Below are 26,319 nucleotides of genomic sequence, written 5' to 3'. Positions count from 1 at the left end.
ACAATAATTTTATCTTCCTATAAATCAATTAATTAAATACCTAACTATAAAAATAGTTTGATAACTATAAAAATAGTAGTAAATTTAATTTAACAAAAAGAAAATATTACTATGAGAGAGTTAACAAAAGCCGAAGAGCAAGTCATGTTGATCCTATGGGAAATGAAGGAGGGACTAGTAAAAGATGTAATTGATAAAATGGATCCTCCTAAGCCTGCCTACAATACCGTTTCTACAGTGATAAGAGTTCTGGAAGGAAAAGGTTTCCTATCTCATAAGGCAATTGGGAATACCCATATTTATTTTCCTCTTATTACCGAAGATGAGTATAAGCATTTTGCATTTGATAAAGTGATGAACAATTATTTCGAGAACAATTATCAAAGTCTAGTTTCCTTTTTGGTGAAAGAGAAGAACATGGATATGGAGGAGCTTGATGAATTAATTGCCTTGGCTGAAAAACTTAAAAACGCAAAATGATGAGCTGGTTGTATTATTTACTCGAAGCAAACCTGTATTTGATCCTGTTCTACGGTTTTTACCGTCTGCTTTTGCAAAATGAAACTTTTTATAGCTTAAATCGCTACTTCCTCTTGGCTTCTACCTTTATATCATTTGTTTTACCCGTTTTTCAATTAGGATTTTTAAAGCCTTCCCAATATCAGTATCACGGAGATATGCTATATGAGATACCTCCACCCCCTATGGAACCACCCAGCTCTGCTGACATTAGTAGTTCATTTGCAGTTATAAATTGGTTATATCTGTTTTACCTCCTTGTCGCTTTCTTTTTTGCCCTTAAGCTAAGTTTTAGCATTTATAAAATCATAAAAATCTGGCTTAAGGCTAAGAAGCATACTGCTGGCGATATCACTTTGGTGGAAGTGAATGGAGAATCAACCGCATTTTCTTTTTTTAATCTGTTGTTTATACATCCGGGATTAGCCCATCAACCGGCAGTTTTAAAGCATGAAATGGTCCATATCAAACAGAAGCACAGTTTTGATGTCCTATTCTTTGAACTAGTACAAATTATTAGTTGGTTCAATCCTGTTCTTTATTTCATTAAAAAAGACATCAAGCTCTTGCATGAATATATTGCTGATGAACTGACCACCAGCACTGACATGCACAAGCATGAATATGCCTTATTTTTGATCCAAAACTCATTTGGATTAAGGGCACAACCAATTACGAATCAAATTTTCAATCAATCAATATTAAAAAGGAGAATTAACATGTTAAACAAAAAGAGAACAGCGAGCGGGGCAAGGCTCAGGCTGCTGTTGGTGCTACCCCTAACGGCAGCAATGCTTTGTGCATCTACACTGGCATTTACAAAGGATTATGGCTATATTGATTTGCTTCCGGAGAAAAGCATTGCAATAGCGCCATTCCAGGAAAAACCAAAAGCACAGGGCATTAAAAAGGAGCAATCACCAAAAGCTAAGTATGCCACGCAAGCAAAAACTAATCAAATTAAGTTTCCACCACCAATTGTGAAAGAGGTACCCGCTACTACCAAGCCAAAAGTTCAAAATCGATATATTGTAGCGTATAGAACCAATCGTAAGACCGGCAAGCCCTTTCGAGTGTACAATATGTATGTTGTGATAAATGGCAAACCGGTTGAAAATCAAGACAAATTTTATGGCGCTACCAACACTGAAAGTGTAACTATATTAAGCCAACAGGAAACTAAAAAAAGATATGGTATTGAAGGTGTATCTGGTGGGGTGGAAATTACAGGATCAAATATTAACTATTTAGCTGACATCGTACCCCCACCCCCAGTACAAGATATGGTAAAATTTCCTCCACCAATTGTAAAAACCGTACAACGGTACTTCACACCGAGCCTTAAACAAGATAAAGCTACTGGCAACTTTGTTGGGGTAGATAGTAGATATATCGTTGTGAATGGAGCCCCAGTTGAGGACAATAGTAAATTTTTAGGAATTACCCAAGCTGAAACAGTTACTTATTTGAGTCCGGCACAAGCTACACGAGTTTACGGGGAAGAAAAAGGCAAATATGGTGCAGTGGAGATTACGGGAACCAATATTGAATTTAATACACAAACAGATCAAATTAAGTTTCCTCCACCAATTATAAAGCTAGATGCACCAAAAACAAGTCCATCGCCTCCAAATCTCAAACTAAAAAAAGCAATACCACCTCCACAGGTAGAACCTCCTTCACAAAATAAAAAGACACAAAAATTCCCTCCGCTTATTGTAAAACCAGAGAAGGTTAAAGCGAAATATAAAATGGTTGAGGGCGATCCACTTACGGAAGTGAGAATAACTGGAGATCCGGCTACTTCTAGTAAACTAAATAGTGAAATCAAGGAATTGACTATCAAATTACTTGATACAGCTAAAGAAAAGACAAAAAATAAGTTTTAATCCTCTCTACTGAGGAATATAAACCACGAATTTGGTTTCAAAAAAATCTTCCTCAAAATAAGCTGAAAGCGGATGCAATTCTGCTTTCAGCTTTGATTCTTTAATCTCTTCGGTTAGATCCCCTCCCTTGAGATATAAAATACCATTGGGAATTGCATTGATATGCTCTTTTGCAAACTTTCCCCTAATCCATGGGTAAAAATCTACTAGGCGAGTTACCGCTCTAGAGACCACAAAATTATACTTTTCGTTAACCTGTTCAGCCCTTAAATGGCTAGCTTTTACGTTCGTTAAACCCAGAGAAGCTGCTACTTCAGTTACCACTTTAATTTTCTTACCAATTGAATCGACCAAATGAAAATATGTTTCTGGGAATAAAATAGCCAGTGGAATGCCTGGAAATCCTCCGCCTGTTCCAACATCTAAAACTTTCTCCCCTGGTTTAAATGTACAGAATTTCGCAATTCCTAAGGAATGTAAAATATGCCTTTCGTAAAGTTCATCAATATCCTTACGAGAGATCACATTGATCTGCGCATTCCAGAAACTATATAAATCATATAATTCAGCAAATTGTTCAAGCTGTAGCTCACTAATATTTGGAAAATATTTTAAAATAAGATCTGGGTTCACCATAACTATTTCCACTGTACTTTTTTAACAAATATAGAAACTATACCGTTAATCGTTAAAAACAAAAAATGAATAAGCTCTAAAATTGGAAACCACCATTTCAATTCCCCATAATTTAACCGGTTTAAGAGCCTCGTATATATTAAACTTCTATAAAGTATACTAAATCCGAAAATCCCCAAGGCTAAATAAAGTGTATTGCTGAAACCTAACAAGGCTATTCCAAACACATAAAATAAGAATTGAAATATAAATTGAATGGAAAGTATAATCCGATCTTTCGTTTTATAAAGCTTGCCCGCACCATAGTGACGCTTCTTTTGACGTAAATAAGCAATAAAAGAAGTCTTGGGTTCAGTCCAAACATGCGTATCGCGGTGTATTCGGATCTCCGTATTGCGGTTAGTTGCATTAGCGTTGACGAATAAATCGTCATCCCCCGATGGGATATGCATGTGCGCTGCAAAACCTTTATTTTTAAAGAACAATGATTTCTTATATGCCATATTTCTTCCTACAGCCATGTATGGCATTCCTTTTAACGCGAATGATAAGTAGTTAACCGCCGTAAAAAATGTTTCCAACCTAATGATACAATTCAATAAGGACCGCCTTTTTAAGTAAGGGGAGTACCCTAAAATAATCTCTGTATCCTCATTGATGGGTTGTTGCATCCCTTTCAACCAATTGGAAGATGCTGGAGTGCAATCCGCATCTGTAAAAACAAGCCACTCATTGCTGGCCGCTTTAATCCCCATTGTTACCGCAAACTTTTTCCCGGCAATAAACTTTTCTCCATCCGTTATCGTCACCACTTTTAATTTATCATATTTCTTCTGAAAGTCCTCGAGCAAATCCGCCGTACCGTCCCAAGACCTATCATTTACCACTATTAATTCAAATGCTGGATAATCTTGTGCTAGAAATTCAGGCAGATTTTTTTCCAAATTTGCCATTTCATTCCTAGCACATATAATTATGCTCACAGGCCGTAAGGTATTTTCCTGAATTTGATCAATTTTAAAAGAGAACAATCTTAAATGTACAAACAAGCTAAAATAGAGCTGTACAAGTAGACAAAAAATAAATGCACCTAGCAGGTAGGTTTCAATAGTGTTTAATTCCACAATGGTTTTCTAAAAGCCACAAATCTCTCATTTTTAATCTGATTTGTATCCTTTTGTTGATAAAATATATGCCGACTTCGTAAGTCGGCAGTTTTAAGGCCGACTTACGAAGTCGACCTTATTCCCTATTTCCAGAATTAAACGATTATTTTGGCTATTTTTGCATCCGATTTGATGAAGACCCATATATGAAATTTAATTTACAGGCAAACGACCCCCAATCAAAAGCAAGGGCAGGAACAATTACTACAGCCCATGGCGACATAAAAACACCTATTTTTATGCCTGTAGGTACCGCCGGAACAGTTAAAGCTGTGCATCAGCGGGAACTAAAAGAGGATATAAAGGCGCAGATTATTTTAGGTAATACTTATCATCTATACTTAAGACCGGGCTTGGATATTATTGAACCTGCAGGGGGCCTACATAAATTTATTGGCTGGGACAAACCTATATTAACTGATAGTGGTGGGTATCAAGTTTATTCTTTAAGTAAAGTTCGAAAAATAAAGGAAGAAGGTGTTACTTTCAGATCGCATATTGATGGTTCAAAGCATTTATTTACACCAGAATATGCCATGGACATTCAACGAACCATCGGGGCTGATATTATCATGGCCTTTGATGAATGCACCCCTTATCCCTGTGATTATAAGTACGCTGCCAATTCTATCAACATGACCCATAGATGGCTAAAACGTTGTTGTCATCGTTTTGATACCACAAATCCTAAATATGGCTTTGAACAAACCCTTTTTCCAATTGTACAGGGTTCTGTATATAAAGATTTGCGCATAAAATCGGCGGAATTCATTGCTAGTATGGATCGTGAAGGGAATGCAATTGGTGGTTTATCGGTCGGCGAACCGGCGGAGGAAATGTATGCGATGACAGAAGTGGTGTGTAATGTCTTACCAGCAGAGAAACCCAGATACCTGATGGGTGTAGGTACACCAGTCAATATTTTGGAGAATATTGCGTTAGGCATAGATATGTTTGACTGTGTAATGCCAACAAGAAACGCAAGAAATGGGATGCTGTTTACTAAAAATGGCATCATCAACATCACCAATAAAAAGTGGGAAAATGATTTTTCTCCAATAGACGCTGATAGCGGCTTATATGCTGATCAGGTTTATTCAAAAGCCTATTTAAGGCATTTGATGCATTCTAAAGAGATACTTGGAGCTCAGATTGCCACACTTCATAACCTTCATTTCTATTTATGGCTTGTAAATGAAGCTAGAGAGAAAATAATAGCTGGTGAATTTTACGCTTGGAAAAACAAAATGGTTGGTATATTAGGGAATAAATTATAAATGAACTTTTTTCGCAAACGCTTAAAAATTATTGACGCCTTTATTATCGGCAAATACCTGGGTACTTTCGTATATACCCTTATGCTGTTTGTGGTTATTATTGTGATTTTTGACCTCTCGGAAAAACTCGATGATTTCTTGGAAAGTAATATGAGTATTTGGGAGGTTCTTACTCAATATTACGCTGGCTCTATTCCATTTTACGTGAACATGCTGTCCCCGCTGATCAATTTCATTGCCGTAATTTTCTTTACTGCTAAAATGGCCGATCAAACTGAAATTGTACCTATACTGAGTGGTGGGGTTAGTTTTAACAGGTTCTTACGTCCATATTTTATTTCGGCATTCATCATTTTTTCAGTCAACCTTCTTTCTAATCTTTATGTACTTCCTTATACTAATAAAATCAAGAATAAGTTTGAAAATGAGGTTGTTAACAAGAAGGATCCTTATACTAAGGAAAAAATACATATGAAATTGGACAGCAATACCTATATTTTTATCAATTCATTCGACAATAAAACAAACGTGGGTTATAGCTTCACCCTTGATAAATTTAAAGGTGATGTTCTTCAAAAGAAGTTAATTGCCCAAACCATTAAATGGGATACTTTAAAACGAAAATGGACATTATCCGACTATTCGGTACGAAATATTGATGGTTTAAAAGAAAAAATGATCTATGAAACTACCGTACCTAAAGATACCACGCTAGATATGAAGCCCGACGATTTCTCGGCATATGGAAACATTTTTGAAAGCTTAAGCAATAAAGAACTATCTGATAAAATCACCAAAGAAAAAATCAGGGGCTCCGGTGTCATGAACGATTTGTTATTTGAACAATATAAGCGGTGGTTACAGCCTTTATCGGCATTTGTACTAACCTTGATTGGGGTAGCCTTATCATCTCGCAAAGTGAGGGGCGGTGTTGGCTTACCGTTAGGGATCGGTATTTTCTTAAGCTTCACCTACATAGTTTTCAATCAATTTGCAAAAATGTTTTCTACTAAAGGCGGGCTTCCACCATTAGCAGCAATCATGCTGCCAACCATTTTCTTCGGTATCTTAGGCTTTTACTTACTTAAGCGAGCTCCAAAGTAATGAACGACCTGCAAAAAGCCACAGCCGACCGCAAAAATTTAATAATACTACATTTAACGGTATTTGTGTGGGGGTTTACGGGCATCTTAGGAGCACTAATCACTATTGATGCGGTACAAATGGTTTGGTACAGGGTATTGATTGCCAGCATCAGCTTGTTTGCTTATTTTCTGTGGAGTAAAACCGATATCAAGGTTTCTAGGAAACAATTTCTTCAATTTTTCTTTACCGGAAGTATTGTAGCTATACATTGGATTTTCTTTTTTCATGCAATCAAAGTTGCGAACGTTTCTGTTAGTTTAATCTGTCTCTCCTCAGTTACCTTATTTATTGCCATTCTGGAGCCCATTATTAAAAAGCAAAGTATCTCTAAAGGCGATATATTCATCGGTCTGGTAATCATCATAGGCATCTACTTGATTTTCAAATTCGAATCTAAATATACCACGGGGATCATTTTTGGCCTCTTGTCTGCCGTGGCCGCTAGCTTCTTTTCTACCATAAATTCTACACTAGTTCAAAAAACAAACCCTAGTATTATCGGATTTTATGAGCTTTCAGGAGCTTTCTTTTGGATTACTATTTATAGGTTGTTCGACTTGAGTCTGGCACAGGAAACGTTTAATTTGAGCTTAAGTGATTGGTTCTATCTACTGGTTTTGGGTACAATATGTACGGCTTTGGCTTACGTTGCTGGCGTAGCTGTAATGCGAACTTTGTCCGCTTTTCGAGTGGCGTTAATTACGAATCTAGAGCCTGTTTATGGCATCATACTCGCCTTTATATTCTTTGGTAGCAGAGAGCAAATGACAGGTGGTTTTTACCTGGGTTCACTGCTAATTTTAGGCGCAGTATTCTTATATCCTATCTATAAAAAGCGAAAAAATAAGGTCTAAAACAATCCATGATTATTCGAGTTTTGATGATCGTTGAGGAGCCCTTATCAACAACTCTTTAGGGTAGTTTATAACTTCAAATTTTTACTCCTCTAAACATACGCTAAGCTTGCCTTCCCCTAGGGTAGGGGAAAGGATTTTCAGACCATAAAACCCTCTAAAGGCCGCCTTGTATTAGATGCAAAAAAGAAGCAAAACCGGCCGGAGTCATGCTAGTAAAATCATCTAATCCTTATACATCTTAGAATTTATTTGAATTTTTATATGCAGAAATAACGGGTAATTAGTGTATATTAACCGATAAATAAAATACTTATGTATAATTACAAAAAACCAAGCAAAAAAGGGTAAAAATAACCGAAAATACCACACAAACAAGCAATTTAACAGACTTTATATATTCTTTATATTAAATTGTTAATCAAAGCTTTAAACACAACCAAATAATCTAAAAATTAAATCAAATAAACATTACACTCCTCTTAAAAACTAATAATTTTAGCATTCCATTTTAATGACACTAAATATACCATATAACAATTTTAAAATCAGCATATTATACACATTAATATTAAGTTTAACTTCTCTCAGTGTTTTTGGACAGGTTTTTGACGCGGAGCAAAACCCACTTAGTGTAAAATGGAGACAAATCAATATTTCGGGATTTAAAATCATCTACCCTGCCGAACTCGAAAAAGAAGCTCAGCGAATGGCTAACACAATACCGAAAATTTACCCTCAGGTTGGGCACTCATTAAACCAACAAAAAACTACCATCCCAATTGTGTTTCAGAACCGCGGAATAATGGCAAATGGCTTCGTTCAACTGGCACCAAAAAAGTCGCAATTTTATACTACTCCCCCGCAGCAATTTGACAGTCAAGATTGGTTAAATAATTTAGCAGTTCACGAGTTGAGACATGTTGCTCAATTCGACAAATTAACGGGCGGAAAAGCCTATCCCTTTCCCGAGGAAATTTACTTTGCTTACCTCGGCGTTAGCGTCCCAATCTGGTTCTTTGAAGGCGATGCAGTTAGCACTGAAACTTCCTTAACCAATGCGGGTCGCGGAAGACAACCTTCCTGGATCATGCCTTTTAGAACATCCCTTCTAAACAATCAAAAACTCTCCTACTCCAAATCTTATTTTGGCTCTAGCAAAGACCAAACTCCAGGGTATTACCAACTCGGATATTTACTGACTTCCCAACTTAGGAAAGAATTTGGCAAACACAGTGTCGATAGCTTGTTCGGAGATATTCAGAAAAGACCTTTTCGGTTATATCCATTTTCGAGGAGCTTAAAAAAGCTTACGGGGAAAAATACCAATCAGTGGTACAAGTACAATCTCGAGCTTCTCAAAAACGCCTGGCTGAAACAAGATACGGAAAACAAAAGTGATGAATATGAGGTGTTAAATCAAAAAGCCAAATTTGCCACGAATTACTTTTTGCCAACAGCATTTGGAAGCAATCAGATTTTATCGTTAAAACACAGCAAAGCATCACCGCCGACTTTTGTTCTGATAGACTCTTCCAAAAACGAAAAAAAACTTTTCAGCATTGCCTATCAAGAACAACCATGGTTTAGCTACACCAACAACATTTTAGTTTGGGATGAAATCAGATTTGATCCAAGATATAAGCAACGCAGCTACAGTGTCATTTGCTCTTATAATTTTCTTACGCAACAAAAAAAACAGCTCACTTTTAAAACCAGGCTCTTCTCTCCCAGCCTTTCGACGGATGGCAACAAGTTAATTGCAGTGCAAATTGATTTAAGTAATCAAGCCAACCTTGTTGAACTCGACCCACAAAACGGAACCATCATTAAAACCCATCCAAATAAAGAAGGCGATATGCTTCAAACTCCAGCGCTAAATAACAATGGTTCAAAAATTGCATGGGTTAGCGTGAGCGAATCTGGAAAAGCATTATGGACGCGTGAAGGAGACGAAAAACCGGATAAAATAATTGACTTTACACAACAACAACTTAGCAGGCCAGTATTTAATGGCGACAGGGTCGTTTTTAATGCACATTTAAACGGCATCAACAATCTTTTTGAGGTAAACCCCATCGACAAAAAGATCGTCGCCCTGAGCGCCTCTAAATACGGAGCCTTTAATGGCAGCTTAACGAAAGAGGGAAAAAGCCTCTTGTTCAACGAATATCATTTAATGGGTTACGATATTGTCCAAGCGCCGATCGTGCGTAAAGAAGTACAGGAAAATAGTTTTATTTACTTTGGAGAGGAAGCTCAGCGACAAGAAAAGACCGAGGACGTTTTTAAAGAAATTCCTGATCAAGTACTTGAATCTAAACCTTATCGTCCTTTCGCAAACCTCTTTAATTTCCATAGCTTAAGCCCAAAATTTGAGGATTTAGACAAGCCGGGAATACAGTTAAAATCAACCGACCTGTTAAGTACCTTAGACTTCTATGCAGGAATGGACTACGATAGCGATCTTCGGAAAATTGCATATAATGCCGGCTTCACATTTAAGGCGCTGTACCCAATTTTTAGCGCAATTTATAGAAACCGGGCACGAACTGCTTTTTACAAGCTAAAAAACGCAACACAGGTCTCGCAAGCTAATTGGAGGGAAAACTACATCAACATCAAAGCGAGTTTACCTTTAAGCATTAATAGTTTTAACCACAACTACAACTTTATTGGAGAGATTGGCACTAGCTATACAGATAGAAACTTAAATGAAACGGATGCTAAAGCAATTAATAGCACATTAACTTTTCCACTAAATTATCGATTCGCTTTTACACACACCATACGCACTGCCGAAAGAGATTTGGCGCCAAAATTTGCCCAGGTCTTCAGTTTTAAGTATTTTCATCAACCGTTCGACAATAAAGTAAAGGGCAAATTATTTGCACTTGAAAGCAATCTGTATTTCCCAGGAATTCTTAAAAACCATACTTTCTCTATGGGCTTGAACTACCAAAATACAACTGGGTTATTTAATGCTAGTAGAGAAATTACCACTGTTTATGGCTACGCACAAATAAAAGCAAAAAGCAAACTACAAAACACCTTGTTGCTAAATTATAGGTTCCCCATCGCCTTTCCGGACGCAGAAATTGGGCCTTTAGCCTACATTAGAAACATTAGAGGTGGGTTATTTAGCCATTATGAAAACATTGTAAAACAAACAAATCTTGCACAACCTAAAACTTTCGGCTTCGAATTGCGTAGTAGTATGAACCTACTGCGTTATCAACCCATTGTTGATTTAGGAGCAAGGGTTATATTTGTAAATCAAAGTTATAAGCAAAACCCTATATTAGAGTTGATTTTTAACTATAGTTTTTAAATTATGAAAGCAAAAACCATATTCGTGATCCTGATCACCTGCCTACTAACCATTTTTTTAATGGTAAATCGTGATGCAGTTGAATTTAATTTTCTAATCGGAGCACCTGTTCCGGTATCAAAGCTTTTGGTCATTGGAGTTTGTATCCTAATCGGATTTATTCTCGGTTTTATTGTTGGAAGACCACGAAAAACAATCAGCAGTTACGATGCAGAGATCGAAAAAGGTTATCCAACAAATGAGAACAAATCTGCCTTAAGTGACGAAGACAGGGACTATATCAGCTAACAGTAGCCATGTTCATTCGAAAGTTAATTGGGATTTTTCGACCGCTTTTTGAATCGCCTTCGGCCATGAAGCGATCACAAGGCTTTTCTGAAGCCGTCACGAATCTTTCACGACTGCTTCAGGATAGTTTCTTGAAGAAAACATGCTTTTTTCTGAACAACTTACGAACAAGCCAGTATTAAACTTTTTGGGCGTTTTCATTAAAGCTTATCATCCAACCAATACCGAATTTATCAGTCAGCATTCCGAAATAATCACCCCAAAATGTGTCGCTTAATGGCATAGTAACATTTCCACTCTCAGCTAGGCCTTTAAACAACCTGTCGGCCTCTTCTTTGCTGTCTGCTGTAATAGAAACGGAAAAATTATTTCCAGGCACATAGCTCGACGCCCATTCGCCTCCCGTGTCGCTCCCCATTAAAATTGAAGTCCCAATTGGTAGTGATACGTGCATGATCCTGTTGCCATCTTCTTCAGACATCATATTACCTTCTTGCGGAGGCATTTCGTTAAACCTACCGATGTAATTAAATTCTCCGCCGAATACAGCTTTGTAAAAAGTAAATGCTTCTTCGCAATTGCCGTTAAAATTCAAGTAAGTGTTTGTAGTTGCCATGGTTATAAGTTTTATTTAGGGTATTTTGATTTTAAATAACTAATTCCTGCTTGGATCATTTTTGTTAGAACCGCCTCGTTGACGTCACTCAGTTTTTTAACATATAGGCAAGCTTTTGCCATTTTAAATTTACCCAAGTCTTTCAATAAGGCTTCCTGATCCGCTAAACCAGTATAAATATATAAGGAAATTGCTGCTTTACGAGGCGAAAAACCAACAAGAGGAGCATCGCCTTCATGACCGCTTTCATATTTGTAATGATAACTGCCAAAACCAATGATGGATGGTCCCCACATTTTAGGCTCATCGCCAGAAACATTTTGCATCAATGTCAATAACGCTAGGCTATCTTCTCGTTTTTGAGTTGTATCAGCAAAGGAATTGATAAACTCTACGACATCTTGAGTTGTTTCAGCAGTCTTGCTTTTAGCCATACCGGTTAACTATTAAGTGCATCTTCAATGTCTTTTAAAATATCATCTACATGCTCCAATCCAATCGATAAACGCACTGATCCTTGCTCAATACCAACCTCTAAGCGCTGCTCTTCAGTTAACTTGGAATGCGTACTTGTTGCGGGATGCGTTGCAATGGAACGTGTATCAGCCAAGTTAGCTGAAATAGAAAACATTTTCAAACCATCCATAAATTTACGAGCACCAGCTATACCTCCTTTTACCACAATCGTAACAATGCCTCCGCCTTGTTTCATTTGTTTTTTAGCGATCTCATATTGGGGATGCGACGGAAGAAACGGATATTTTACTAATTTAATTTGAGGATGGTTTTCTAAATATTCCGCCACCTTTAATGCATTTTCACAATGGCGATCCATCCGAACAGCAAGCGTCTCTAAACTTTTTGACAATATCCAAGCATTAAATGGAGACAAAGACGGACCGCTATGGCGGGCAAAAGTAATTACTTCACTAATCAAAGCCTTACTTCCTAAAATAATGCCTCCAAGCACACGACCTTGTCCGTCGATGTATTTTGTTGCCGAATGGATAGAAATATCCGCTCCCAATTTAATTGGCTGTTGCAAGTAAGGTGTTGCAAAACAATTGTCGACTACAAATAAAACTTTATGTTTTTTTGCTAATCCAGCTAAAAATTCTAGATCAATCACATCGATACCGGGGTTTGACGGTGTTTCTACAAAAATGATCCTGGTATTTGGCTTAATCAGCACTTCCCAATCTTGTGGCTTATCTAAATCTGCATAATCGAAGGTGACACCCCATTTTGAGAAAACTGTAGTTAATAGCTGATGAGTTGAACCAAATACCGAACGACTTGAAACAATATGGTCGCCACTTTTAAGAAAAGCCCCAAATGTTGTGAAAATAGAAGCCATACCTGTTGCCGTAGCAAATCCATCTTCTGCACCTTCCAATAAACACATTTTCTCTATAAACTCGGATGTGTTAGGATTAGAATAGCGACTATACACATTCCCCTCCTTTTCATTTGCAAATAAGGCACGCATTTCTTCGGCGTCGTCAAACTTATAACTCGAGGTTAAATAGATGGCTGAGGAATGTTCTTTATGACTACTTCTTTCTGTTTGGGTACGAATGGCAATGGTTTCAAAATTTTCGGACATATTATTGAGTATTAAGTATCGAGTAAGTAAACTTTATTGTCGCCGAACGACTAATTATATTGGCCACGGAACAATATTTATCGAATGTCATTTGCAAGGCTCTTTCCACCTTTGCCTCATTCAAGTTTCCGTACAAATTAAAATGAATATCGATTACATCGAATATTGGAGGCATTTCCTCTTCTTTTCTAGTGGCCTTGATGCTTATTGTAATATCAGTAAATGGCTCTTTTTGCTTGGTTAATACATTGACCATATCAATGCCACTACAACCTCCTAAACCAACAAGCATCATTTCCATTGGTCTAAAACCTTTGCCCTCTCCTCCTATTGCAGGTTTCGCGTCGAGCTCAACTGTAAATCCTGCTTCGTTGCTTGCTTCAAAATTAAATTTACCGCTTTTGCGGATAAGATTGATTTCCATTTATAACTATTTAAACATTGTAAAACACCAAGTTCTCCAATTCCAGTTCCTGCAATTTCACTGGATTTTCAAAAATACCGAAAACTGAAGAACCGCTTCCGCTCATTAATGCAAATGTAGCATCTGCATCATAAAGCTTTGCCTTTATTTCTTCAATTTGCGGATGTTTTGCAAAAACAGAGGGTTCGAAATCATTAAAAATATGAGCTCTCCAGTCCTTTAAGGGCAAATGTATCAATTTTTTCAGGGATGTAATAGGTTGCCTAACTTTTACGTCAGCATAAGCAGAGGCGGTCGACACATGGATGGGAGGTTTTACCAATACTAAAAAGTGGTTCGTTAACCTAAGTTCCATGTCTTCAAATTCGTCTCCCTTGGCATAGGCAAATACGGGCTCATTTTTAATAAAAAAAGCACAATCGGCACCTAAACTACGTGCATACCTCTCCATTTGGGATTTGCTTAAGCTCAAGTTAAACTTTTCATTAACTAATTTGATTAAAAACGCTGCATCTGATGAACCGCCTCCTAACCCAGCACCGACAGGTATATTTTTAAGAAGAATTAATTTTTGGTGGGGTAAGTTGAAATCCTTTTGAAGAACTTTAAAAGCCTTCAAGCATATATTTTCATCTACATTTCCGGGGATTTCGATTCCTTTAATTATACAAAGAGTTTCTTCAGAATCAACAAGTTCTATCACATCGTTTATTTTCACAGGATAAAAAATTGTTTCCAGATTATGAAAACCATCTGAACGCTTCTCCGTTAAATTCAACCCTAAATTAATTTTAGCATTTGCAAAAGCTAGCATAATTATACTTTATATTGATAGTGCCCAATAATTTTCCATGAAAACAAACAGTCTTCCAATACTTGACCGGCCCCTATGTTATGCACAATTAAATATCTTTTACCATCTGTTGTTCTTTTGTTACTCACTAAGCCAATGTGTGAGATATTTCCGCTTAGATTCCAGCAAACGATGTCGCCAGGTAGATAATCTGCAGGGTTTTTGGTAATGGGTTTTACTTCGCCTTTTCGCTTAAAGAAAACCATTAAATTATAAACTCTTCGGTGATCGATGTTTCTATCAGTTGTTTTACGGCCCCAGTTTTTAGGATATAAAGAGAAGTTCGGTTTCATATCTACATGCACTTCCTTTTGGAGGTCGACTTTTAACGCCATCCTATATGCCCTAATAATTACATCCGTACAAACTCCCTTACCAAAAGGCACATCACCATTTGGGTAAGGAATACTAAAGTAAGCAGGGTCGTATTTTACCTCTTGCTTGGTTAATTCAATTGCCGCTGCAGCTAATTTTAAAGCGGCAGCTGATTGTCCAAAACCAGGGAGTACTAGAATAAGGAGAATTATAAATATACAATATCGTTTATGCATAACTAAATGATCTTTTACGCAGCTGCTTTGGCACCTTGTTTTAACGCAAAGAACGAAAAGATTTTGCAAAGTTTCGTAAACCTGTGTTTTTATTTAAAGCGCTATGTGCCTTTGAAGGATTTCATAGATATTTTATTTAGTTTTGTATCTATGAAACAGTATTTAGATTTAATGCAGCATGTCCTCGATTATGGAACACAAAAACATGATCGTACTGGCACTGGAACCATTAGTGTTTTTGGACATCAAATGCGTTTTAATTTACAGGATGGTTTCCCGATGGTAACAACTAAAAAACTTCATTTAAAGTCAATTATACACGAACTTATATGGTTTTTAAGTGGTGATACCAATATCAAGTATCTTAAAGATAATGGGGTAAGAATTTGGGATGAATGGGCAGATGCGGATGGAAATCTGGGGCCGGTTTATGGTTCTCAATGGCGCTCATGGCCTAAACCCGACGGCGAAAAAATTGATCAGATTACACAGATTATCCATAATATAAAAACCAATCCGGATTCGCGCAGAATTATTGTTTCGGCCTGGAATGTAGCCGAAATAGAGAACATGGCTCTTCCTCCCTGCCATGCATTTTTTCAATTCTATGTTGCAGATGGCAAATTAAGTTGTCAGCTTTACCAACGCAGCGCGGATATATTCTTAGGTGTTCCTTTCAATATTGCTTCATACGCACTGTTAACAATGATGGTGGCACAGGTTTGTGATTTGGCTTATGGAGACTTCATACACACCCTTGGAGATGCTCATTTGTACAATAACCATATTGAGCAAGCGAATCTGCAACTAAGCAGATCGCCTAAATCACTTCCTAAAATGAAAATTAACCCTATGGTGAAAAACATCTTCGACTTTAAATTTGAGGACTTTACCTTGGAAGATTACGACCCACATCCGCACATTAAAGGTATTGTAGCGGTTTAAGTTAATTAGCTAATTGGCTAATTGGCTAATTAGCTAATTAAGAAAATGAACAAACTCTCTATAATTGTTGCCGTCTCCGAAAATAATGCAATTGGAAAAGACAACCAGTTACTATGGCATCTACCTGCCGACCTTAAACATTTCAAAGAAATTACTTCTGGGAATACTATCATCATGGGTCGCAAAACATACGATTCGATAGGCAAACCACTTCCCAACAGGAGAAATATTGTAATTACCAGAAATGCGAATTTGGTTATACCGGGAGTTGAAGTAGCTACCAGTTTAGTAAATGCCATTGAACTTTGCAAGCATGATAAGGAGGTATTTATCATCGGTGGAGCTGAGATTTACCAGCAGTCATTAGCCCACGCTACACATATCTATTTAACTCGTGTACATCGAAAATATGAAGCTGATACTTTTTTTCCGGCCATAGATTCAACAGAGTGGAAAGAATTAAATTCAATTACCCACGGGGCAGATGAAAAAAATGAAGTAGCTTACACTTTTTCGACAATGGAACGGATTTAAGTAAGGGAAATAGCTATTTTAATTTCTGCCTCGATAAAATTACAATAAGAAGGCTTATTATTTAAAAAATTAATTAGATTTGCCGACTTGTTTAAAAACAGCATACTATAGAAAAAAATAATTTACAAACAAATGCAAGGTAAAGGTTTTATTAAATTTATGGCAATACTATTAGGTATTGTCTGTCTCTATTCACTCTCGTTTAATCTAGTTACTTATAATGTAGAAAAGAACGCCAAAGAGTTTGCCAAAGGCGATTTGGTTAAGGAAAAAGCATATTTAGATTCAATGGCCACAGTTCCAGTATATCCGGGATTAGGCTTAACGTATCAGCAAGTAAAAGGAAAAGAAATTAACCTTGGTCTTGATCTAAAAGGTGGAATGAACGTAACAATGGAAATCTCTTTAGCGGAGTTAACAAAATCATTGGCGAACAATCCATCAGATGCCAATTTTAATCAGGCATTATCTAACGCACAAGCTCAAATGAATGCTGGCGGAAAAGATTTTATCGCATTGTTTGTGAGTGAATACGAAAAACTTGAACCTAATGGAAAGTTAGCAGAATTTTTCTCTACTCAAGATAACGCTCAGCAATTAAAAGCAAACGCTAGTAACGCTGATGTTAAAAATTTCTTAAGCAAAGAAGGATCTAGTGCAATTGATCGTTCATTTACCATTTTGCGCAGTCGGATTGATGGTTTTGGTGTGGTTAGTCCAAACATGCAAAAACAAGAAGGTTCTAACAGGATTTTTATTGAAATGCCAGGCGTACAAGATAAAGATCGTGTGCGTAAGTTATTACAAGGTTCTGCAGAATTGCAATTTTGGCAAGTTTATCAAAATGAAGAAGTTGTTGGCATTTTAGAAAACATCAATAAGACTTTAGCCTTAACAATTAAAGATACAACCAGTACAGTTACTAAAGCTGCTGACACCGCTAGTAAAGGCGGTAAGTTAGCCGGATTAACAAATACTAATAAAGCTAAAGATTCTACTGCTTTAAAAAATGATGCGATTAAAAACAATCCATTATTCAGCATATTAAGTATCCCAACATATCAAGCAGAAAACGGTCAACAGTCATTGCGTCCAGGTCCGGTTGTTGCTTGGGCATCTCAAAAAGATACTGCTAAAGTAAATGCACTATTTGCTAAACCAGAAATCAGACCAATAATTCCAGGCACCATGAAGTTCATGTGGGGCTTAAAACCAATGGATGGTACCAAGATTTTTGAATTATATGCAATTAAGGTAACTTCATTAGATGGCAGACCAGATTTAGGCGGCGAGGCGGTTTCTAACGCTATTCAAGGTTATGATGACAAAAATCAGCCAGATGTAACTATGTATATGACCAGCGATGGGGCTGCTAAATGGAAAAAAATGACAGCGGAAGCTGCTGCTGACCCTCAGAATAAAAAAGCAATTGCCATTGTATTAGACAATACAGTTTATTCTGCGCCTACCGTTCAGAATGAAATTCCTAATGGCGTATCGTCTATCTCTGGTAGCTTTACCCTGGAAGACACCAAAGATTTAGCTAATATTTTAAAAGCTGGTAAATTGCCTGCCCCTGCTCGTATTGTGTCCGACTTCGTAGTTGGTCCATCATTAGGTCAGGAAGCTATTGACAGTGGTTTATCTTCATTTGTGATTGCCTTTGTTGTGATTTTAGCATTCATGGCATTGTATTACAATAAAGCAGGTTGGGTTGCTAACTTAGCTTTGGTTATCAACGTATTCTTTATCATGGGTGTCCTAGCTGCCTTTGGTGCAGTCTTAACTTTACCTGGTATCGCTGGTATCGTGTTAACAATCGGTCTCTCCGTAGATGCGAACATTCTAATTTTTGAACGTGTAAGGGAAGAATTGGCACACGGAAAAAGTACTGCTGTATCAATCAAAGAAGGGTTTAAACATGCGATGTCGTCAATTATCGACTCTAACGTTACGATTTTCATCTTAGGTATTATCCTGTTTGTATTCGGTACTGGACCTGTACAAGGTTTTGCAACTACCTTGTGTGTTGGTATTGCCACCTCTTTATTTGCGGCCGTGTTAATTTCGCGTTTGGTATTCGAAGGATTACTAGCTAAAAAAGCAAGTATTTCTTTCGATAACAGTGTTACTCGTAACGCATTTAAGAATATTGCTTTCAACTTTGTTGGACACAGAAAATTATATTATGGTATATCTACAGCAATTATTGTTTTAGGTATTGGTTTCTATATTAAAAATGGAGGATTAAATCTTGGTATTGATTTCAAAGGAGGTAGAACTTATATCGTTCACTTCGATAGACCAATGGATACTGAAGATGTAAAAGGAAAGTTAGAAGCTGTTTTTGGAAGTGAGGAAGAAACGCAGGTGGTAACTGCTGGTTCAGCAAACGAATTAAAAATTACCACTACCTACCATATCCTGGATCAGGCAGAAAATGCTGATAAAGTTGTGGAAGAAGCCCTACATAAAGGATTGTCGACCACAGGTTCTAAATATACCAATGAGGGTGGAGCTAAAGTAACCCCAATTGTGGCAAGTGATATTGTATACGGAGCGTACGGAGCTATCTTATTCTCTTGTATTGTAATGTTCATTTACATCTTAGTTCGTTTTAGAAAATGGCAATATGGTTTGGGTGCAGTAATTGCACTATTTCATGATGTGCTTTTAGTATTATCATTCTATACAATATTAGATGGTGTACTACCTTTCTCATTAGAAATTGGTCAGGATTTTATCGCTGCAATTTTAACAGTAATGGGTTATACCATGACAGAAACAGTTGTTGTATTTGACCGTATTCGTGAGAAATTAGGTGAAACCGGCAAAGTTGATGTTTATGGCGAAGAACGTAATAACTTAATTAATTTCGCTTTAAATAGCACGCTAAGTCGTACTATTTTAACCTCACTAACCGTATTCTTTGTACTCTTAGTTATTTTCATCTTTGGAGGTGATAGCATTAGAGGATTTATATTTGCATTATTGATTGGTCGTATCATTGGTACTTATTCTTCACTTTGTATCTCTACACCTATCGTAATCGATTTATCAAAAAAAGAAGCGAACAAGGCTGTTAAATAAGCTCAATTTGTACCGAATTATACGCAAAGGCATTCAATTATGAATGCCTTTTTTGATTCATCTATATTTTACTTTATATATTTGCCAAACTAAATGGAGCAATATGGGTTTATCAGGTATGAAAAAAATTGTAATTGTAGGAGGTGGTTTTGGAGGTATTGAACTAGCCAAAAAACTTCGAAATCAACACGTTGACATCACCATTTTAGACAAACATAATTATCACACTTTTCAGCCCTTGCTCTATCAAGTTGCTACCGGAGGATTAGAAGCTGACTCTATTGCTTTTCCAATTCGAAAAATTTTCAAAGGGCAGAAAAATCTCAAATTTAGAGTTACTGAAGTAGAAAAAGTAATACCTGCGGAAAATAAACTAATAACCACAATTGGTATTATTACCTATGATTACTTAGTGATTGCAACAGGCTCTACCAGTAATTTTTTTGGGCAGACTGAAATTGAGCAAAATGCGATGCCAATGAAATCCATTCCTGAAGCTTTAAACTTAAGGAGTTTAATTTTACAAAATTTAGAAGCAGCACTTATTGCTAAGAACGAGGAGAATGAAAGAAAACTATTAAATTTTGTTATTGTGGGCGGCGGTCCAACAGGGGTGGAAACGGCAGGCGCTATAGCTGAACTAAAGAAACACGTCCTTAAAAATGATTATCCGGAGCTCGATATCCAAAGGGTAAATATTTACTTAATAGAAGGGTCTCCAGAATTACTTGGCCCTATGTCAAAACAGTCACAAGTTAAATCGCAAGAGTTTTTAGAAGAACTTGGAGTTGCTGTATATACCAACGCCCGTGTACAATCTTATGATGGAAATATACTTACTTTAGCAGATGGGCGTACTATTTTGTCGAGTACTGTGATATGGAGCGCCGGTGTAAAGGGGGTTGTGCTGGAAGGGCTTAATCCTGATTGTACGGTGCGAGGCAATCGTTTAAAAGTAGATTTGATCAACAGAGTTGAATGCTATCAAAATGTGTACGCCATTGGAGATGTTGCGGCAATGATTAGCGAGGAGACTCCCAACGGGCATCCGGGAGTTGCGCCAGTCGCCATCCAACAAGGCAAGTTGCTTGCAAAGAATTTGATAAATATGATAGAGGGCAAAGGAACAAGCAACTTCAAATACTTCGACAAAGGAGCAATGGCAACTGTTGGCAGAAACAGAGCAGTAGTCGATATTAATAAAATTCATTTCCAGGGTGTTTTTGCCTGGTTTACCTGGATGTTTGTCCATTTAATGACCTTGGTAGGCTTTAGGAATAAACTAGTGGTATTTGTAAACTGGGTTTGGAGCTATTTTAGCTATGATAGAGGAACGAGGTTAATTATTAGACCATTTAAAAGATGAAACTGATCGAATGTCCACGCGACGCTATGCAAGGCTTGCATGACTTTGTGCCCACTGTTGACAAAACAAGTTATATTAACCTGTTATTACAAGTAGGTTTCGATACCATCGATTTTGGAAGTTTTGTTTCTCCAAAAGCGATTCCGCAACTACGCGACACGAGTGAGGTATTAGCTAATTTAGATTTAAGTAGCACAAGGACAAAGTTACTAGCCATTGTAGCTAATTTAAGGGGGGTACAAGAGGCGATCACTCACCAATCGATAAATTATCTTGGCTTTCCCTTTTCTATCTCTGAAACGTTCCAACAAAGAAACACCAATTCAAGTATTAGCCAATCTTTAAATACTGTAGAAGAGATGCTTAATTTATGCGATAAGCATCAAAAAACGGCTGTCGTCTATTTATCGATGGGTTTCGGCAATCCGTATGGCGATGAATGGAATATTGAAATTGTAGCACATTGGGCCGATGAATTGATTAAAAGAGGCGTTGGAATTTTATCTATTTCGGATACCACAGGAGTTTCCACGCCCGAGAAAATAAACGCTATCCTACCGGGTTTGATCAAAACATTTAACAAAACCGAAATTGGTATTCATTTGCATAGTACTCCCGAAACAAGGATTGAAAAAATAGCAGCTGCCTATGCTGCTGGATGCACCCGTTTTGATAGTGCAGTTAAAGGTTTTGGAGGGTGCCCGATGGCTACTGATGATTTAACAGGAAATTTAGCAACTGAAGATCTGATTTATTTCCTGGAAAGCAGAGGAGAAAAACTTGGTTTAAACAAAGATTATTGGCAGGAAGCAATGTTGTTTTCTAGCAAAATATTTAGCTAATTTCGCGTTAAATGTCTTAACCCTTTTTCACCATTCTAAAGTGCTGAATACCCGCTTCTTCGAACTGTTCACCTTCTGCTGAGAAACCAAATTTAGCATATAAGCTCATCGCATCTAACTGTGAATTAAGATAAATGTATTCCGCATCCGCTGGTAAATCGTCAAGTGCAGTAGCAATTAATGCCCTTCCTATGCCTTTTCCTCTAAACTCCTTCAGCACAGCAAAACGTTCCAATTTATATCCTTTTTCTGTTTTACGCCATCTACAGGCACCACATGGATAGTGATCTGATATCGCTAAAAAATGCGTAGATTCTTCTTCATTTGCCCACTCGATTTCAGGAGGACAACCTTGTTCATGTACAAATACTATTTTACGGATCGCGAATACTTTTTCTAAATCTTCCTTAGTTATTGCTTTTTGTACGTGTAGTGTGTCCATAATCTATGATTTATTTATCTTCTTAGCGCCTTTTAGTTTAAATTCATTTATTTCCTTCGCCGCATCAATAGAATGGGAATTATGAATATCGTTTTCCTTTTTAGCTAGCCTAGACAGCTTGACGTAGAAGTTGTGCAAGTCATCCAATTCAGTTTCAGTTAGATCTTCAATATCCACCATTCTGTTGCTCGCACGTTCATGAGCAGCGATCAACTCGTTTAACTTCAACTGTATAGCTTTGCCGTCTTTATTTTGTGCTTTTTGTATTAAAAATACCATTAGAAACGTAATAATGGTAGTTCCAGTATTGATTACTAACTGCCATGTTTCTGAATAATTAAAAAAGGGACCGCTAGCTGCCCATAAAACTACAATGCCCGCAGCCACGAGAAACGCCGGTGAACTTCCGGTAAATTTCGTAGCTGCATTTGCAAACCGCTCAAATAAACTGCTCTTTTTTTCTCTTTGCTTATTGGATGATGCCATATCAAATATCTAACAATTAAAGATAACCAATAAACAGCAAAAAACGCCATAAGTTTTACTGATGGCGTTCTTAAAATTTTTAGCGATTTTTAAAGTTTGTCGTTTGCATTAAGGCAATTTAAATCCTCAAACGCAATTGTTAAGCGTTTTACAAATTCCTCTTCACCTTTGCGAAGCCACACCCGAGGGTCATAATATTTCTTGTTCGGTTTGTCGTCCCCATCAGGATTACCAATTTGACCTTGTAGGTAGGCCTCATTTTTTTGATAATACGCCAAAATACCTTCCCAAAAAGCCCATTGCATATCGGTATCAATATTCATCTTGATAGCTCCATAAGAAATAGCTTCTCTTATTTCTTCTTGCGAAGAACCAGAACCACCATGAAACACAAAACTAATTGGTTTCTCCGCCGGCAGGTTATACTTTTCTTTAATGTAATCTTGAGAGTTTTTTAGGATAATAGGTTGAAGTTTAACATTACCAGGCTTATAAACACCATGTACGTTTCCAAAAGCTGCCGCTATCGTAAAACGATCACTTACTTTGCTTAATTCGTCATAAGCAAAAGCAACTTCACTAGGTTGTGTATATAATTTAGAACTGTCTACATCGCTATTGTCAACCCCATCTTCCTCACCTCCAGTTACCCCTAATTCAATTTCAATTGTCATTCCCATTTTAGCCATGCGTTTGAAATATTCAACACAGACCTCCATGTTTTCTTCAATTGGTTCTTCAGAAAGATCCAACATGTGCGATGAAAATAGGGGTTTTCCCGTTTCGGCAAAGAACTTCTCGCCATGCGTTAGCAACCCGTCAATCCATGGTAGTAATTTTTTTGCAGCATGATCTGTATGTAAAACTACTGCAACACCATAATGTTCTGCTAATAAATGAACATGCTTAGCCGCAGAAACCGCACCTAAAATGCATGCATTCAAATTATCGTTATTTAAAGTCTTACCTGCGTAAAACTGTGCGCCCCCATTTGAAAGTTGAATCATGACAGGAGAATTTACTGCCTTTGCAGTTTCCATTACCGCATTAATAGTATTAGTTCCTGTAACATTTACTGCGGGTAATGCAAATTGATGTTTCTTCGCCTGTTCAAATAATTCCTGAACGGCTGCTCCGTAAATTACGCCTTTGTAGCCTTTTAAACTCATTTCTATTTAAATTTGATCTTTCGAAGTTATAAAAAAAAACAAGAAAAACTATAATTTTTACTAAGTGTACTTTTTACAATAACTAAGTGTATTTTTAACAATAACCAACTTCAATCTCCAAGTAGTTTTATAAAACACTCCCACAAAAACTCCTGCTATTGTTAAATAATTTTTCGTTTCTTTGTACTCGCATTTTTTAAAAGAAATATGGCCTGGTTTAAGAGAGAAAAAAAAGGTATTAGTACCACAACCGAAGAAAAGAAAGAAGCCCCAGATGGTTTGTGGAACAAATGTCCAAACTGTAAGAAAGCACTACATAGCGCAGACTTAATAGAGCATAAATATGTTTGCCATTATTGTGATTATCATTTAAGAGTTGGCTCTAAAGAATATTTTGAAGTTTTATTCGATCGTGATAGCTACACCGAGTTATTTGCAAATTTAACCTCAGGCGATCCTTTAAGCTTTGTGGATAGCAAGCCTTATGCGGATAGAATTGTAGAAACCACAGCAAAAACTGGCTTAAAAGATGCTATTCGTGCCGCACATGGGAAAATTGACGGCCACCCTATTATGATTGCCTGTATGGACTTTAATTTTATCGGAGGCTCAATGGGATCTGTGGTAGGAGAAAAAATTGCGCGTTCGATAGATTATAGCTTAAAAAACAATGTGCCATTTTTAATGATATCAAAATCTGGTGGTGCCAGAATGATGGAAGCCGCATTTTCATTGATGCAAATGGCCAAAACCTCAGCTAAACTAGCTTTATTGGCACAAGCGAAAATCCCTTATATTTCCTTGCTAACCGATCCAACAACTGGTGGAGTTACAGCTTCTTATGCCATGCTTGGGGATATTAATATCGCAGAACCAGGCGCTTTGATTGGTTTTGCCGGTCCACGGGTAATCAAGGAGACCATTAAAAAAGATCTTCCCAAAGGTTTTCAAACCTCTGAATTTGTGTTAGAACATGGTTTCTTAGATTTTATAGTCGATAGAAGGCAGATGAAGGCGAAACTTGCAACTTTCTTAAAGATGATGGAAAATTAATTGATCGATATTTTATGAATAAGATAATTGCCCTACTTTTAAGTTTTGTATTATTTTCAAGTTTTACGAAACCGATCATAGCAATAGACTCGAAGTCTAAAGCCATTATTGTTTGGCAACCTTCCCATCAAACAGATACTGGTAAAGATTTTAGTGAAGCCGCCACCTGTAATGCTATTGTAGAAGCCGCGATGGCTTTCAAACCCAAATTCAAAGAATTTAAGGTATGGAGCTTAAACAAACCTGATTTACATCATGCTAACGTTGGAAGCAACACCATTATCGCCCATACTACCGCAGTAGAAAATGGTAAAATTTCAGGCTATGCCTATGAAATCCAAGAATCGAATAAGAGAAAACCTGATGTATTTATTGCAGTCCATAACAATGGAGGTTCAAAAAGTAATGCCGTATGGGGATTTATTCACGATGGGGATCAGTATGAAGCCGAAAATAGAGATTTGGCGGCAAAACTTATTGCCGCAATCAGTGGAGTAACCGATCTTCAAAATCGCGGTGTATTTTTAGATAGCTCTACAGGTAGAAATGACTATAAATGCCAAAAAACAGAAAAAAGAGCCTTTTATAGTATCGACGAAAATGTAAATACAGCAAAATATAGGGTGTTGTTAGAAGTTGGCGACAATGCTGAAAGTCGCGCATTGTTAACAGACCCGGCTGGACAAAAAAGAATAGGCCAAGCAATCAAAATTGCGCTGGCAAAATGGCTGGAAGAAAAAGGATTATAAAAACTTAGCAACAAAAATCATGAAAATCGCACTTATTACTATCCTTGTAGCTTTAGGTTTAAGCGTAAATGCGCAAGAAAAAAAAATAAATCCAAACTATGACGAAGCTTTGGCTAAAAAGCTAGGGGCTGAAGACAATGGAATGAAGATTTACGTGCTTGTGATGCTAAAAACAGGGTCGAATACCACTGAAACTAAAGCAAAGAGCGACAGTTTGTTCGCTGGGCATATGGCAAATATCAGTAGGCTGGTAAGCATCAACAAATTAATTGTAGCGGGTCCTTTAGCTAAAAATGATAAAAATTACAGAGGCATATTTATTTTAAATACTAAATCTTTAGAAGAAGCAAAGGAACTATTAGCAACCGATCCGGCAGTAAAAGCTAAATTGCTAGATGCTGACTTATTTAATTGGTACGGTTCTGCCGCTCTTGCAGCCTATTTAACGGTGGAAGATAAAGTATGGAAGGCTAGACTTTAATCCAAA

The 26,319-nt window shown here is 37.1% G+C and carries 26 protein-coding genes; 15 read left to right on the top strand and 11 right to left on the bottom strand.

The annotated features are described in order from the left end of the window. Positions 1-111: 111 nt before the first annotated feature. Together BM207_RS03440 and BM207_RS03435 are read left to right on the top strand one after the other, a co-directional pair. Complete coding sequence (locus tag BM207_RS03440; protein WP_177217046.1) at positions 112-480, top strand: BlaI/MecI/CopY family transcriptional regulator; 369 nt, start codon at positions 112-114, stop codon at positions 478-480. A 224-nt stretch (positions 481-704) separates the two neighbouring features. Next, entirely contained in the window at positions 705-2,408 is a 1,704-nt protein-coding gene (locus BM207_RS03435; protein WP_177217045.1) for a M56 family metallopeptidase, read from the top strand. 6 nt (positions 2,409-2,414) lie between these two features. Here the strand turns inward: BM207_RS03435 and rsmG are convergent, their stop codons facing one another. Further along, a complete protein-coding gene (rsmG, locus tag BM207_RS03430) occupies positions 2,415-3,044 on the bottom strand; it encodes a 16S rRNA (guanine(527)-N(7))-methyltransferase RsmG (RefSeq protein ID WP_177217059.1) in 630 nt (209 codons plus the stop codon). Between the two features lie 2 nt (positions 3,045-3,046). Then, complete coding sequence (locus BM207_RS03425; protein ID WP_262497194.1) at positions 3,047-4,168, bottom strand: glycosyltransferase; 1,122 nt, start codon at positions 4,166-4,168, stop codon at positions 3,047-3,049. Between the two features lie 188 nt (positions 4,169-4,356). Between BM207_RS03425 and tgt the strand changes: the two genes are divergently transcribed. The 5 genes from tgt (at position 4,357) to BM207_RS03400 (ending at position 11,106) form a co-directional block, all read left to right on the top strand. Beyond that, positions 4,357-5,487, top strand: a complete 1,131-nt coding sequence (tgt, locus tag BM207_RS03420; RefSeq protein ID WP_090992175.1) for a tRNA guanosine(34) transglycosylase Tgt — start codon at positions 4,357-4,359, stop codon at positions 5,485-5,487. Then, a complete protein-coding gene (locus BM207_RS03415) occupies positions 5,488-6,591 on the top strand; it encodes an LptF/LptG family permease (RefSeq protein WP_090992174.1) in 1,104 nt (367 codons plus the stop codon). Further along, a complete protein-coding gene (locus tag BM207_RS03410; RefSeq protein WP_090992173.1) occupies positions 6,591-7,487 on the top strand; it encodes a DMT family transporter in 897 nt (298 codons plus the stop codon). Before BM207_RS03415 ends, BM207_RS03410 begins: the two co-directional genes overlap by 1 nt. Before the next feature lie 514 nt (positions 7,488-8,001). Continuing rightward, positions 8,002-10,818, top strand: coding sequence for a TolB family protein (locus BM207_RS03405; RefSeq protein ID WP_090992172.1), 2,817 nt, complete (start codon positions 8,002-8,004; stop codon positions 10,816-10,818). 3 nt (positions 10,819-10,821) lie between these two features. Next, positions 10,822-11,106: a LapA family protein gene (locus BM207_RS03400; RefSeq protein WP_090992171.1), complete on the top strand. Its 285-nt coding sequence runs from the start codon at positions 10,822-10,824 to the stop codon at positions 11,104-11,106. Positions 11,107-11,284: 178 nt separating this feature from the next. Here BM207_RS03400 and BM207_RS03395 read toward each other — a convergent pair whose 3' ends face one another. From BM207_RS03395 to BM207_RS03370, 6 genes are read right to left on the bottom strand one after another with little or no spacing between them, the layout of a single operon-like run. Then, positions 11,285-11,722: a VOC family protein gene (locus BM207_RS03395; protein ID WP_090992170.1), complete on the bottom strand. Its 438-nt coding sequence runs from the start codon at positions 11,720-11,722 to the stop codon at positions 11,285-11,287. Between the two features lie 11 nt (positions 11,723-11,733). Then, a complete protein-coding gene (locus BM207_RS03390; protein WP_090992169.1) occupies positions 11,734-12,156 on the bottom strand; it encodes a DUF1801 domain-containing protein in 423 nt (140 codons plus the stop codon). A 5-nt stretch (positions 12,157-12,161) separates the two neighbouring features. After that, positions 12,162-13,328: a trans-sulfuration enzyme family protein gene (locus BM207_RS03385; RefSeq protein WP_090992168.1), complete on the bottom strand. Its 1,167-nt coding sequence runs from the start codon at positions 13,326-13,328 to the stop codon at positions 12,162-12,164. Position 13,329: 1 nt separating this feature from the next. Further along, positions 13,330-13,752: an OsmC family protein gene (locus BM207_RS03380; RefSeq protein WP_090992167.1), complete on the bottom strand. Its 423-nt coding sequence runs from the start codon at positions 13,750-13,752 to the stop codon at positions 13,330-13,332. Between the two features lie 10 nt (positions 13,753-13,762). Beyond that, the gene (gene ispE, locus BM207_RS03375) at positions 13,763-14,566 is read right to left on the bottom strand and encodes a 4-(cytidine 5'-diphospho)-2-C-methyl-D-erythritol kinase (protein WP_090992166.1); all 804 of its coding nucleotides are present in this window, start codon (positions 14,564-14,566) and stop codon (positions 13,763-13,765) included. 2 nt (positions 14,567-14,568) lie between these two features. Further along, positions 14,569-15,156, bottom strand: a complete 588-nt coding sequence (locus BM207_RS03370; protein ID WP_090992165.1) for a DUF1287 domain-containing protein — start codon at positions 15,154-15,156, stop codon at positions 14,569-14,571. 150 nt (positions 15,157-15,306) lie between these two features. On the opposite strand from BM207_RS03370, the gene BM207_RS03365 reads away from it, so the two are divergent. From BM207_RS03365 to BM207_RS03345, 5 genes are all read left to right on the top strand, one after another. After that, complete coding sequence (locus BM207_RS03365) at positions 15,307-16,101, top strand: thymidylate synthase (RefSeq protein ID WP_090992501.1); 795 nt, start codon at positions 15,307-15,309, stop codon at positions 16,099-16,101. Between the two features lie 45 nt (positions 16,102-16,146). Continuing rightward, positions 16,147-16,635 (top strand): dihydrofolate reductase, encoded by a 489-nt coding sequence (locus BM207_RS03360; RefSeq protein ID WP_090992164.1) that lies wholly within the window; start codon positions 16,147-16,149, stop codon positions 16,633-16,635. Positions 16,636-16,767: 132 nt separating this feature from the next. Next, positions 16,768-19,725: a protein translocase subunit SecDF gene (gene secDF, locus BM207_RS03355; protein ID WP_090992163.1), complete on the top strand. Its 2,958-nt coding sequence runs from the start codon at positions 16,768-16,770 to the stop codon at positions 19,723-19,725. Between the two features lie 118 nt (positions 19,726-19,843). Further along, entirely contained in the window at positions 19,844-21,091 is a 1,248-nt protein-coding gene (locus BM207_RS03350) for an NAD(P)/FAD-dependent oxidoreductase (RefSeq protein ID WP_245768013.1), read from the top strand. Next, the gene (locus BM207_RS03345) at positions 21,088-21,933 is read left to right on the top strand and encodes a hydroxymethylglutaryl-CoA lyase (RefSeq protein ID WP_090992161.1); all 846 of its coding nucleotides are present in this window, start codon (positions 21,088-21,090) and stop codon (positions 21,931-21,933) included. The genes BM207_RS03350 and BM207_RS03345 overlap by 4 nt, the downstream gene beginning before the upstream one ends. Before the next feature lie 16 nt (positions 21,934-21,949). On the opposite strand, the gene BM207_RS03340 is transcribed toward BM207_RS03345, so the two are convergent. From BM207_RS03340 to fbaA, 3 genes are all read right to left on the bottom strand, one after another. Then, positions 21,950-22,375, bottom strand: coding sequence for a GNAT family N-acetyltransferase (locus BM207_RS03340; RefSeq protein WP_090992160.1), 426 nt, complete (start codon positions 22,373-22,375; stop codon positions 21,950-21,952). 3 nt (positions 22,376-22,378) lie between these two features. Next, entirely contained in the window at positions 22,379-22,861 is a 483-nt protein-coding gene (locus BM207_RS03335; RefSeq protein ID WP_090992159.1) for a low affinity iron permease family protein, read from the bottom strand. Positions 22,862-22,950: 89 nt separating this feature from the next. Further along, positions 22,951-24,030, bottom strand: a complete 1,080-nt coding sequence (gene fbaA / locus BM207_RS03330) for a class II fructose-bisphosphate aldolase (RefSeq protein WP_090992158.1) — start codon at positions 24,028-24,030, stop codon at positions 22,951-22,953. 207 nt (positions 24,031-24,237) lie between these two features. Here fbaA and accD point away from each other — a divergent pair, with 207 nt between their 5' ends. From accD to BM207_RS03315, 3 genes are read left to right on the top strand one after another with little or no spacing between them, the layout of a single operon-like run. After that, a complete protein-coding gene (gene accD / locus BM207_RS03325; protein WP_090992157.1) occupies positions 24,238-25,083 on the top strand; it encodes an acetyl-CoA carboxylase, carboxyltransferase subunit beta in 846 nt (281 codons plus the stop codon). A 14-nt stretch (positions 25,084-25,097) separates the two neighbouring features. After that, positions 25,098-25,832 carry an N-acetylmuramoyl-L-alanine amidase family protein gene (locus BM207_RS03320; RefSeq protein ID WP_090992156.1) on the top strand — a complete coding sequence of 245 codons (735 nt, stop codon included), beginning with the start codon at positions 25,098-25,100 and terminating at the stop codon, positions 25,830-25,832. Between the two features lie 19 nt (positions 25,833-25,851). Beyond that, entirely contained in the window at positions 25,852-26,313 is a 462-nt protein-coding gene (locus tag BM207_RS03315; protein ID WP_090992155.1) for a YciI family protein, read from the top strand. Positions 26,314-26,319: the final 6 nt, after the last annotated feature.

The sequence above is a fragment of the Pedobacter insulae genome, assembly GCF_900113525.1.
GTDB classification, from domain to species: Bacteria; Bacteroidota; Bacteroidia; order Sphingobacteriales; family Sphingobacteriaceae; genus Pedobacter; species Pedobacter insulae.
This window is presented reverse-complemented; position numbering and strand designations above follow the sequence as displayed.